This window comes from uncultured Clostridium sp. (genome assembly GCF_910588715.1).
Classification (GTDB): domain Bacteria; phylum Bacillota; class Clostridia; order Clostridiales; family Clostridiaceae; genus Clostridium.
In genome coordinates this window covers 284,024-297,202 of record NZ_CAJURG010000003.1, presented here as the reverse complement: position 1 = coordinate 297,202, position 13,179 = coordinate 284,024, and the positions used below count along the sequence as shown (strand labels likewise).

Genomic DNA, 13,179 nt, shown 5'->3' with positions numbered 1-13,179 from the left:
AGGCTTGAATGGATTTAGTAATTCATAGTTTAAAGTCTATAGCAGTAGCAATAATTGAGCCAGTACATTTAATTATGCTTGTAGTATTTGGGATAATATTTTATTTAAAAAATATTAAGATAGTATCCATTCAAAAGATGACATTAGGAGAGGGGTTAAATACCCCTCTAGAACTTACATTGTCTCAAATTGTATTAGGAATATTAGCAGGTACAATTGGAAGTGTAGTATTATCTGTTCTTGGCGTTACATTTAGTGAAAATTCAGGAATAGAATTTATATTTATGATATCTATATTATTTTTATTTTATAAAAAGAGGTATATATCATATGCATATTCGAGTGCCATATTAGGTATTGTAGGAGTTTTATTAAATATTTTTAGTAATCTTACAGGAATGAAGCTGCTTTTAAATGTAGATATAGTATCATTAATGACATTTATAGGTATAATTTATATTTTGGAAGGTTTGCTAATTATAATTGATGGAAATAGAGGAGCAATACCTGTATTTACAAAAAGAGATGATAAAATAGCGGGAGGATTTTCGTTTAGTAGATATTGGCCAATACCAATTGCTATACTTATGATTTTTAATGATAGTGTAGCAAACCATGATTCAATTTATTCAAACTTAGCAAGTTGGTGGCCAATTATAAATAATAAAGTTTTAACTTCTTTAGTAACTACTGTAATGATAGCTAGTATTCCTTTATACGGAATAGTAGGATATAGTAATGTTACATTTACTCAAGAAAAGAAAAAAAAATCACTAAGATGCGGTATTACTATTTTAATATACGGATTAACAGTTAGTTTAGTGGCCCAATTAGGTAGCATTAATATATTAGGAGAAATAATAGCTATAATATATGCTCCATTAGTTCTTGAATTAATTATGAAATATGAGTATAGAGTAGAGAAAAATGGAAAATGTTTATATGTAAGTGATGATGAAGGAATAATGATTCTTGAAGTTACCCCTAATTCACCGGCTTATGAAGTTGGGTTAAAGCGTGGAGATAAAATAATAGAAGTTAATGGACAAAATATAAAATCAGAAGGAGATATTTTTAAGGCAGCTAGAGAAAACTTATTTAAAGTTTCACTTAAAATTAAAAATAATTCGGGACAAGTTTTCAAATATGATATAAAACCTAGAAATAAAAGATTAGGACTTTTATTAGTTCCTAAAATGGTTAAAAAAGAAGAGATGTTTGAAATAAGGCCAGATGAGATAAAGAATATAATAAATGAACTTAAAAATAAGAAATAAAACTTAAATTGGAGGTGAATATATGGGAGAATTTAAGATTCATTCTAAATTTAACCCCACAGGAGATCAACCAACAGCAATTGAAAGTTTAGCAAATGGTATAAAAAACAATGAGAAGTATCAAACTCTTTTAGGTGTAACTGGTTCAGGAAAAACTTATACCATGGCAAATATAATTGAAAAGGTCCAAAAGCCAACTATAGTTTTAGCACATAATAAAACTTTAGCCGCACAGTTATGTTCAGAATTTAGAGAGTTTTTTCCTAATAATATAGTTGAATATTTTGTTTCATATTATGATTACTATCAACCAGAAGCATATGTACCTCAAACAGATACATTTATTGAAAAAGATGCAGCAATAAATGATGAAATAGATAAGTTAAGACACTCAGCTACATCGGCATTATTTGAAAGAAAAGATGTAATAATAGTAGCTTCTGTTTCTTGTATATATGGTTTAGGAAATCCAGATGAATACAAGAAGCTTACAATTTCTTTAAGGGTTGGAATGGAAAAAGAAAGAGATGAAATAATAAAGAATCTAATAGAAATTCAATATGAAAGAAATGATATTGACTTTTCAAGAGGTACTTTTAGAGTAAGAGGAGATTCCTTAGATATTATTCCAGCCTCTTCTTCTACAAAAGGAATTAGAATTGAGTTTTTTGGTGATGAGATAGAAAGAATAAGAGAATTTGATGTTTTAACAGGAAAAATATTAGGTGAAAGAGAGCATGTTGCTATATTCCCAGCATCTCACTTTGCTGCATCACAAGAAGTTTTAGATAAAGCAATAAAAGAAATAGAAGATGAACTTGAAGATAGATTAAAAGAATTAATCTCTCAAGATAAATTACTAGAGGCACAAAGATTAAGGCAAAGAACTAATTACGATATAGAAATGATTAAAGAAATGGGATATTGTAGCGGAATAGAAAATTATTCAAGGATATTAGATGGAAGAAAGGCTGGTACTCCACCAAAAACATTATTAGATTATTTTCCAGATGATTATTTAATGTTTATAGATGAAAGTCATGTTACTTTACCACAATGTAGAGCAATGTATGCTGGTGATAAATCAAGAAAAGATACACTAGTTGAATATGGATTTAGGCTTCCATGTGCTTATGATAATAGACCATTAAAATTTACCGAGTTTGAAAGTAAAATTAATCAAATCATATTTGTATCTGCAACACCTGCCCAATATGAATTAGATCATTCAACTAATATAGCTGAACAAATAATTAGACCTACAGGATTATTAGACCCTGTGGTTGAAATAAGACCAGTAACAGGGCAAATAGATGACCTTTATGCTGAAATTTTAAAAACTACTGAAAGAGGATTTAGAACATTAGTAACAACTTTAACTAAAAAAATGGCTGAAGATTTAACTAAGTATTTAAGTGAACTTGGAATTAAAACTACTTATATGCATTCAGATATAAAAACTATTGAAAGAATGGAGATAATAAGAGATTTAAGATTAGGAAAGTTCGATGTTCTTGTTGGAATAAATTTACTTAGAGAGGGATTAGATATTCCAGAGGTTGCACTTGTTGCAATTTTAGATGCAGATAAGGAAGGATTTTTACGTTCTGAAACTTCAATGATTCAAACTATAGGTAGGGCAGCTAGAAATTCAGAAAGTAAAGTTATAATGTATGCAGATAAAATTACAGGTTCTATGGATAGAGCAATTAAAGAAACTAATAGAAGAAGGGAAATTCAAATGCAATACAATGAAGAACATGGAATTATACCTAAAACTATTATTAAAGATGTGAGGGCTGTAATTGAAGCAACAAAAGTTGCTGAAGAGGAAGCTGACTATATTGTAGACGAAGCAGTTGAATTAACTCCTAAGGAGAAAAATAAGTTAATTAAACAATATACAGAAGAAATGAAAGATGCAGCTAAAAATCTTCAATTTGAGAGAGCGGCAGAACTTAGAGATATGATTAATAAACTTAAAGAAGAATAATTTCCTTGGAAATGATATTAAATATTTTTATATATATCATTTATAACTCTCATAATTAAATTGTAATTAGTTATGTTATAATAAAGGCGAATAGTTTTGAAATCTATATAAAAATTAAATATCGAAAATTTTACTCTCATATATAAAAACTGATTCCTATATTAAATTATAGGAATCAGTTTTTTTTATAAAATTTTAAATTAAAGTATCTAATGTTTGGTATAATTTACATAATACTTTGTTTTTGAGGTGAATGTTAACATGATATTAAATAAAAAAATATTAGTAGTTGAAGATGATTCAGATATTAACGGACTTTTATGTAAAATATTAATTCAAAATGGATATGATGTTAGAGGAACTTATTCTGGTTCTGAGGCAAAGATGTGTATAGAACAATTTGAATATGATCTTATAATTTTGGATTTGATGTTACCGGGAGTATCAGGAGAAGAGTTAATAAAAGAAATAAGAAAAAATTATTTTATGCCAATAATAGTTTCTTCAGCTAAAACAAGCACTGAGGATAAAATATCCGTACTTAAATTAGGAGCAGATGATTTTATAATAAAGCCATTTGATATCAACGAATTATTAGCTAGAGTTGAAGCTCAGTTAAGAAGATATACAAAATTTTTTACTAAAAATAATATTAATAATAAGATAATTCATAAAAATTTGGAGTTAGATATTGATAGCAGACAAGTTTTTGTTAATAAAAAAGAAGTAAATTTAACAGTTATAGAATTTGATATACTAAATTTATTGATTACCAATCCTAATAAGGTTTTTACTAGATCAAATCTCTTTGAGTCTGTTTGGAATGATGAGTTTATGGGATATGATAATACTGTCAATGTTCATGTAAGTAATTTAAGAAATAAGCTTTCAAAGTTTGATAAAGATAATGAATACATACAAACAGTATGGGGAATTGGATTTAAGCTTAAAGATTAATTAAACTTAATACTTTCTTAATATTTGCTTTAAGTTATCTTATAACTATAAATATAAAATAAAGTTAATCAATTAAACAATAATAATTAGGTTTATTAGGAGAGCAAATAAAATGAAAGATGTTATATTAAAAACTTATAATATTACTAAAAAATATGGAAATCAAATAGCAGTAAATAATGTTAATATGACAATTAAAAAAGGTGAGATATATGGCTTTATAGGTCAAAATGGTGCAGGTAAAACAACATTAATAAGACTTATTACAGGGCTAATTCACAAAACTAATGGAGATATTGAACTCTTAGGTGCAAGTTCAGAAAATGAATTAAATAAAGCAAGAACAATGGTTGGAAGTTTAATTGAAACACCTTCATTTTATAATAATATGACAGCACGAGAAAACTTAGAGGTGTCTAGAAGAATAAGAAATATTCCGGGAAATAAATGTGTTGATGAAGTATTAGAGTTAGTTGGATTAAAGAATATTGAAAAGAAAAAGGTTAAAAATTTTTCTTTAGGAATGAAACAAAGGTTAGGTATTGCAAATGCTATAATGGGAAATCCAAGGATTCTTATTTTAGATGAGCCTATAAATGGACTTGACCCTATGGGGATAATTGAAATAAGAGAGTTATTAAAGAAAATAAATAAGGAAAAAGATATGACAATACTAATATCAAGTCATATATTAAGTGAATTATCAGAACTTGCAACAACTTATGGAATAATATCAAATGGAAAATTGATTGAAGAAATAACATCGCAAGAATTAAAAGAAAAGTGTAGAAAGTATATAGATTTAAAAGTTGATGATACATCTAGAACAGTAATTATTCTTGAAAGAAAGTTAGGAATAAATGATTATCAAGTTTTATCTAATAAAAAGATAAAAGTATTTTCTAATTTAGATAACGTTGGAGAAGTTAATTCAATTCTTTCGAATTCAGGCATAATTGTTGAAAGTATAGGGGTAAAGGGTGAGAATTTAGAAGAATACTTTATGAATGTAATTGGAGGTGTATTAAATGATTAAGTCTATACAAGCAGAGCTATATAAATTATTTAAGAATAGAGCATTTAAAGTATTAATGATTATTGCAATTTTATTAGCAGTATTAACAATATTTATGGGTTCAAAATTTTTCAATCAAATTATTATGGATAGTTTAGGAAGTTTGCCAGAAGCTCAAAAGGAAATGATTATGAAACAAATGACATCATTATCAAATAATGATGAAGTAGTAATGTTAAATCAAATAGGTATCCATTTACAAGCTAAGGATATAATGAATCCAACTGCAATAGAGATATTTCATGCTTCTTTTGGGTCAGGAGTAATAGAAATATTAATAGGAATATTAGTAGGTGCATTATTGGCAAAGGAATATTCACAAGGAACAATTAAAAATTTTTTAGCTTACGGTAAAAGAAGAGAAGAATTTTATTTGTCAAAGTTTATATCCATTGTTATAGCAATTACTATAATTTTAATGATTATAACTATAACACCAACAATAATATTTACTTTATTTAATGGATGGGGTCAAAGTTTTGAGATTTCTCAAGTTTTAGGAATGATAAAAACATTTATAGTATCGCTTATGGCTAGTTCAGCTGTAGCTTCTTTAATTATGGTTATAGCAATATTAGTAAAAAGTAATGGAGCGACAATTGGAATATCAGTAGCAATATTTACGGTTATACCATTATTAGTGGGATTTTTATATGGAATATATCCTTGGTTTGATAGAATTTATGAAGTTTTACCATTTTATAATTCTGCATTAGCGACTTCTATTAAAGCAGGTAATGTAGATTTAATTAAATCTACAGTAATTTCCTTGATAACAATAATAATTTCATTATTTACAGGAATAAAGTTATTTAAGTTTCAAGATATTAAATAGTTTTATAATTAACTAAATATTATATTAAAATTAAGCTTTAATATTTAAAGTGGGGGTTTTTATGTTATATATAAAAAATTTTTCAAAAGAATATTCAAAAGGTAAAAGAGTTGTAGACAATATATCATTAAAAGTAAACAAGGGAGAAATATTTGGATTTATAGGTCATAATGGAGCAGGTAAAACAACTACTATTAAATCTATAATTGGAATTTTAGAATTTAATGAGGGTGATATTTTAATAGATAATAAATCTATTAAAAAGAATCCAATAGAATGCAAAAAGGTAATGGCATATATTCCAGATAATCCTGATCTTTATGATGCTTTAACAGGAATACAATATTTAAGTTTTATAGCTGATATTTATAAAGTAAGCAAAGAGCAAAGGGAAAACTTAATTAGATATTATGGAGATAAATTTGAACTAACCAAATATTTAGGAGATTTAATATCATCATATTCTCATGGAATGAAACAAAAATTAGCAATTATTTCAGCATTAATTCATAAGCCTAAACTATTAATATTAGATGAGCCATTTGTTGGATTAGACCCTAAAGCATCACATACTCTTAAAGAAATAATGAGAGAAGTTTGTAATGAAGGTAGTGCAATATTCTTTTCAACTCATGTTTTAGAGGTTGCAGAAAAACTATGTGACAAAATTGCAATTATTAAGGATGGAAGGATAGTTACAGTAGGAACTATGGAAGAGGTTAAAGGAAATAATTCATTAGAAGATGTATTTATGGAGTTGATTGATAATGAGTAACTTATTTGTTTTATTGAAAAATTCATTTATAAATAGTACAGGTATTAATTCTTTAACTAAAAATATAGATAGCTCTAAAGAAAAAAAGAAATTAACTATTACAAGTCTAACTTTAATATTAATAGCTATAGTAATTTGGTTTATGTCTACATCATATTCAATTGCATTAGCAACAGTATTAAAACCAATGGGATATTTAGATTTAATATTAATAATTGCTGTATTAGTTTCTAGCATTTTAAGTTTTATTACATCAATTTATAAGGCACAAGGTACATTATTTAGTTCTAAGGATTATGATTTGTTAATGTCTCTTCCTATAAAAAATAGTACAATATTAACTAGCAAAATATTAAGCTTAATGAGTATAAATTATATAGAAACAGCACTTATAATAATACCAGCATCAATAGTATATTTTATTTATAATGGAAATTTATCTTGGAGCTTTTTTTGTGTATTATTGATTGGTTTAATTTTTGTACCAATGATTCCAATAATAGCATCAGCAATAATAGCAGTAATTATAACTTTTATTTCATCAAGATTTAAACATAAAAATACGCTAACTATAGTGGTCGGAATGATAGCTACTTTATTAATTATGGTAGTTTTAATTAATATGCAAAATTATATTAATAAATTTATTGCAAACAGTGAATTTATAGTAAATGGATTATCTAATATATATCTGCCGGCTTTATATTTAAAAAATGCTTTGGTAAACTTTGATTTAGTTAGTTTAGCAAAACTTATAGCAGTTTCAATAATTCCATTTATAATATTTATTTTTGTGTTTAGTAAAACATTTAAAGTAATAAATGGAAAACTTTCAGAAAGCTATAAAAGAGCAAATTATAAAATTAAAAAATTAGAAACAAGTAGTATAACTAAATCTTTAGTTAATCAAGAAATAAAAAGATATTTTGCAACACCTATTTATGTAATGAATACTGCAATTGGTATGGTATTATTAGTTGCAGGTTCAATAGCCACTTTATTTATAAGTAAAGAAACATTGGCAGAATTATTTAAATATACTGAAATAGTAAATATAATTCCAATAGCAATATTAGTTGTTTTAATATTTACTATTGGTTTATCTTGTACAACTAATTCGTCTATATCATTAGAAGGAAATAGACTATGGATATTAAAGGTTTTGCCAATAGAACCTAAAGAAATATTTAAGGGAAAGATAATAACTAACTTAATAATAACAATACCAGCTGTAATTATAGCGAATATTATATTTTATATAGGTTTAAAATATAATTTTAAATATTTAATGTTAAATTTATCAATAAGTATAGTATTTTGTGTCTTATCATCAGTAATAGGATTAATAGTTAATTTATATTTTCCTAAAATGGAATGGACAAATCCTACAACAGTAGTAAAGCAAAGTGCAAGTGTAATGATTACTATTTTAAGTATATTCTTATTAATATTAGGGGTAGTGGGGATAACAATTTTATTAACTTATGTATTTAATATTAATAACATGGATATTATTTTAATTATAGTATTAGCAGTATTTTTAATTATGTTATTTATTTCAATTAAAACATTAAATAATATTGGAAGTGAAAAATTTAATAAATTATAAATAAAATATCTCTGAGGTTTATAAAGTATTAAATTAAATCTCAGAGATATTTTTTATATAATTTAGTCTTTAGATATGTTTAATTTATAATAAAAAGAAAAAGAGAGGAATTAAATTATAAAAATATGATAGTAATATTTTTAATAGTTATAATAGGAATTTTAAGTGCTATTATTTTAGGATATAAAAGAGAGTTTAGAAGAATAAATAAAGAAATTATTAATAATTTAGATGAATATATAAACTTAAAAACAACATCTATAGATAAAGATGTTGAAAATCTAATTCAAAGTATAAATTTAATTTTTGATTCAAAACAAAAGATAGTAGCAGAAAAGAAGGAAAATGAAGAAAAACTAAGAGCAAGTATAACAAATATGTCTCACGATTTAAGAACACCATTAACATCTATAATTGGTTATTTGCAAATGATAAAATCAGAAAAACAATCTGAAGGTGATAAAAAAGAATATATAGAAATTGTAGAGAGAAGAACAAAATCTCTGCAACAACTTATAAATAGTTTTTATGATTTATCAAGAATAGAAGGAAATGAATATAAGTTTAATTATAAAAAAGTTAATTTAAGTAATGTATTATGTGAAAACATTGCTGTATTTTATAATGATTTTATAAATAACAATATTGAACCAATTATTGAAGTTGAAGAAAACATTAAAGAAATTATATCTGATAATGTAGCTATTTCTAGGATTTTTTCAAACTTAATAGGAAATATGATTAAGCATGGTGGAAATTTTGTAAAGATAACTTTAAAGCAAGAAGATAATTTAATAGTTACAGAGTTTATTAATAATGTAACAGAAGTAACAGAAGAAAATTTAGATAAATTATTTGATAGATTTTATACTGTAGGTAATTCTAGGAGCGATAAAAATACTGGATTAGGATTATATATAACAAAGATATTAGTAGAAAGATTAGGATACTTTATAGATGCAAAAATAGAAGAAGAAAACTTAATAATAAGAATAGTGTGGGAATAAGGAAGTAATTGAATAAATATTTTCATTTTAAATAATTAATTTCAGGAGAATATCCGGATTTGTTAATTAAGCAAGTCTGGATATTTTTTTATTTTTATAAGATTATTTCTAAATTATTATATATAAAATTATAAAGTTTACTTTTTGAATATTATTTACTTTATATATTATGAAGGGGGAATGATTTAAGTGGATACTGAATTATTTAAAATTTTAACAACAGAGGGAATTTTCACTTTATTATTTGTATATCTTCTATTTTATACTTTAAAACAAAATCAAATTAGAGAAGAAAATTATCAAAAAATAATTCAACAGGTAAATGAAATTCTTTTAACAATAAAAGATGATTTAGAAGATATAAAAAATGGATTACACAAGGATAATGCTTAAATTATTTTAATAAAAAAATATTTTAGGTGTTTACAAATCAACTATGGTTTTCTTTTAAATATATGACTAGTCAATTAAGAGAATTTAAATTAATAAGGGATTAACTTTTAAAATATTACGTTAATGAAAAGGAGAAGTTATTATGTTATTACAATTAGGGGATATAGGAGATAATGTTAAATATCTTCAATATGGCTTACATATTTTATGTTGTTCACCAAATGGATTTGATGGAGAGTTTGGAGAAGGAACACGAATTGCTGTAACAAAATTTCAAACAAAGTATGGATTAGTTAGTGATGGAATAGTAGGTGATTTTACTTGGGATACATTAAGAAATGAAATATCTACAATTCAATCTCAATTAAATAAAAAAGGATATAATGTTGGAGTTGTTGATGGATTAGCTGGAGAGGCTACATATAATGCTATTATTTCATTTCAAACAAAACATGGATTAACTGCTGATGGTCAAGTTGGACCTACTACTTGGGATGTATTATTTGATAGTGTATCTGGTGGAAATAGTTATAGTAGAATACTAAAACTTACTTCACCTTTGATGTATGGAGAAGATGTTAGAGCAGTTCAAAATAAATTAAACTCTTTAGGTTATGTTGCAGGTACTGCTGATGGTTACTTTGGCAATATGATTAGAGAAGCAGTTATTAACTTTCAATTAGCTAAGGGACTTAGCGCTGATGGAGAAGTGGGGCCTAATACTTGGAATATTTTATTTAATACATCTACTTCTGGTGGTAGTGGATATAATAGAATATTAAAGCTTACAGCACCTTTAATGTATGGTGAAGATATTATAAATGTTCAAAACAAACTAAATTCTTTAGGTTATAATGTGGGCATAGCTGATGGTTATTATGGTGAAGCCACTAGAATTGCTGTTATGAATTTTCAATCTGCAAGGGGACTTGATGTTGATGGAGAAGTAGGCCCTACAACATGGAATACTTTATTTAGTACTTCAAGCTCAGGGGGAAATGGAGTAACAAGTAATATGAAGAAAATATTTATTGATCCAGGTCATGGTGGAAGTGACCCCGGAGCATCTGGAAATGGATTAGATGAAAAAAATGTTGTATTATCAATATCTAAAAAGATTGGAAATATATTAGTTTCAAAAGGATTTGAAGTTAGATTTAGTAGAAGTACAGATATAGCAGTATCTTTATCAGATAGATCTGCACAGGCTAACGCTTGGGGTGCTGACCTTTTTGTATCTATACATTGTAATTCAGCAACTGCTTCTTCAGCTAATGGAACTGAATGTTATACACATCCAACTGCTAATTCATCAACAAAATTATTATCAAAGAACATGGCATCAGCATTAGCAAACAGGTTAGGACTTACTAATAGAGGTCATAAAGAAGCAAATTTTGCAGTTTTAAGATTATCTAATATGCCATCTATTCTTATAGAAACTGCATTTATTAATAATTCTGGTGATGCAAATAAATTAAAAACTAGAGAAGATGAATTTGCTTCTGTAATAGCAAATCAAATTGCTAATACTTCTATAGATGGTTCTACAGGTGGATCATCTAATGGTAATACTAGCTCTGAATATAGTAGAGATTTAGAAGTTACATCGCCTTTAATGTATGGTGAGGATGTTAGAGCTGTTCAAAATAAATTAAATTCTTTAGGATTTAATTGTGGAACTCCTGACGGTTATTATGGAAATGATACAAAAAATGCAGTAATAAAGTTACAAATGGCATTTGGAATTACTGCTGATGGAATTGTTGGGCCTACAACTTGGAAGTTTATTTTTAATTCATCACCAATAAATGAAATAATTAAAGAAGTCAATAAAATTGGATTATTTGAAGGGGCTAATTTAGAAATTGAAGCTTTTAATACAAAAACGCCACCACAAATAATAAATTTTGATCCAATAGTAAGGGTACAATTTGAAGCTTCATTTACAAACAAATTAGGAAATAGTCCAAATAATTTTATAAACATAGCTTATTCTAAAGACACTATTGCAACAAACTTATTCAATAGTTTAAATACAGCTGGTGTTGAGCATTCTCTTACTAAAGGAATGATAGCTTCATCAATTTCTAAATTAGTAGCAGCTCGTAATATAAATGATATTATAAAATATTATATTGCTTTAGAAAATGATGGAACCTTAATGATTATTCTTGAAGGCTCTGTAACCTCAAAAACATATTCAAATTTAAAATTAGCTTCAACTCTTTACCAAAGAGTTATTATTACAGTAACTCCTAGCTTGTTTAAGAGACCGGGGCTTAGACCACAAGCAGTATTAACTACGCCAGTTGGAATGAAATTATCAGATGTACCAGCTGGATCAAATATAGATTATTCAAAAGTATTTGACTTAGGTGCTTCAATAGCATTTACTGCTTTGATAGTAGCATCATATTATTTAGGAGTTGCAGAAATAGCTGGTGGTTATAAAATAGTTCAGTCTGTATTAAAATTTATAATTTGGGCAATTGCTTAATTAAAAAAAGAGGATTAGTTAAAGTAATCCTCTTTTCTTATTTATAATTATAATATATTTTATTATTTTAAAAAGTATGTTTAAATAGAATTATAATTGTATTTATGGAGAAAAATTATGAAATTAAGCTATACAAATACTTCTAAAGAGTATGACGAATTGCTAAAGTTTAATCTTTTAGCAACAGAAAGAAGAAAATATATTTTTTTATACATATGTGCCCCAATTGCCATAGTTGCTTTATATTTTTGGAGTAGATATTTCTTAACAACCAAAGAATTACTAATACTTTTTTCTTATATGATTGTTTTATCGATTTTATTTATATTTATTCCAACGTTTTTTTTCTTAGTAAATAAAAAACTTGTTAAAGTGTTCTCAAAGATTTTTAATTTATCTGATAAAAAAGAAGTTTTAATTGATGAAGAGAAAGAAGAAATTATTTATATTCAATTTGGTAAACTACCACCTTGCAATTTTAAGTTTAAAGATATAAAAAAGATTATACAAGGTGAAAATAGTATATTTATATTTAGAAAAGATGAAACAATTCCTAATTTTACTTTAATTATACCTAATTATGTATTTGAAGATGAAAAAGAAAGAATTGAATTTATAAATATGCTTTCTAAAGGTAAGGGTAATAAGAAGAAACAAAAATAGAATTCAAAATTTGAATCTTATTCTAGTTAATATCATCTTTATTAAGATGTGTAGAAATGTTATTACTATTTATTTTTATTTAGTGATATAAAAGG

General features: G+C 25.7%; 11 protein-coding genes. All 11 read left to right on the top strand.

Going from position 1 to position 13,179, the window contains the following annotated elements; genetic code table 11:
• The first annotated feature begins 8 nt into the window (after window positions 1-8).
• The 11 genes from QZ321_RS07750 to QZ321_RS07700 all read left to right on the top strand — a co-directional run bounded on the left by QZ321_RS07750 (window position 9) and on the right by QZ321_RS07700 (window position 13,084).
• A complete protein-coding gene (locus QZ321_RS07750; RefSeq protein WP_291748614.1) occupies window positions 9-1,277 on the top strand; it encodes a PDZ domain-containing protein in 1,269 nt (422 codons plus the stop codon).
• Between the two features lie 22 nt (window positions 1,278-1,299).
• The gene (gene uvrB / locus QZ321_RS07745) at window positions 1,300-3,270 is read left to right on the top strand and encodes an excinuclease ABC subunit UvrB (protein ID WP_291748611.1); all 1,971 of its coding nucleotides are present in this window, start codon (window positions 1,300-1,302) and stop codon (window positions 3,268-3,270) included.
• 261 nt (window positions 3,271-3,531) lie between these two features.
• Entirely contained in the window at window positions 3,532-4,227 is a 696-nt protein-coding gene (locus QZ321_RS07740; protein ID WP_291748609.1) for a response regulator transcription factor, read from the top strand.
• A gap of 112 nt (window positions 4,228-4,339) precedes the next feature.
• Entirely contained in the window at window positions 4,340-5,263 is a 924-nt protein-coding gene (locus QZ321_RS07735; protein ID WP_291748606.1) for an ATP-binding cassette domain-containing protein, read from the top strand.
• Window positions 5,256-6,137: an ABC transporter permease subunit gene (locus QZ321_RS07730; RefSeq protein ID WP_291748603.1), complete on the top strand. Its 882-nt coding sequence runs from the start codon at window positions 5,256-5,258 to the stop codon at window positions 6,135-6,137. The genes QZ321_RS07735 and QZ321_RS07730 overlap by 8 nt, the downstream gene beginning before the upstream one ends.
• A 61-nt stretch (window positions 6,138-6,198) precedes the next feature.
• Window positions 6,199-6,912, top strand: a complete 714-nt coding sequence (locus QZ321_RS07725; protein WP_291748599.1) for an ABC transporter ATP-binding protein — start codon at window positions 6,199-6,201, stop codon at window positions 6,910-6,912.
• Window positions 6,905-8,521 carry an ABC transporter permease gene (locus QZ321_RS07720; RefSeq protein WP_291748596.1) on the top strand — a complete coding sequence of 539 codons (1,617 nt, stop codon included), beginning with the start codon at window positions 6,905-6,907 and terminating at the stop codon, window positions 8,519-8,521. Before QZ321_RS07725 ends, QZ321_RS07720 begins: the two co-directional genes overlap by 8 nt.
• Window positions 8,522-8,646: 125 nt before the next feature.
• On the top strand, window positions 8,647-9,528 hold the full coding sequence (locus QZ321_RS07715; protein WP_291748592.1) for a HAMP domain-containing sensor histidine kinase: 882 nt from the start codon (window positions 8,647-8,649) through the stop codon (window positions 9,526-9,528).
• Between the two features lie 189 nt (window positions 9,529-9,717).
• Window positions 9,718-9,921, top strand: a complete 204-nt coding sequence (locus QZ321_RS07710; protein WP_291743785.1) for a BhlA/UviB family holin-like peptide — start codon at window positions 9,718-9,720, stop codon at window positions 9,919-9,921.
• Between the two features lie 142 nt (window positions 9,922-10,063).
• Window positions 10,064-12,421, top strand: coding sequence for a peptidoglycan-binding protein (locus tag QZ321_RS07705; protein ID WP_291748589.1), 2,358 nt, complete (start codon window positions 10,064-10,066; stop codon window positions 12,419-12,421).
• A gap of 117 nt (window positions 12,422-12,538) precedes the next feature.
• Entirely contained in the window at window positions 12,539-13,084 is a 546-nt protein-coding gene (locus QZ321_RS07700) for a hypothetical protein (RefSeq protein WP_291748586.1), read from the top strand.
• Window positions 13,085-13,179: the final 95 nt, after the last annotated feature.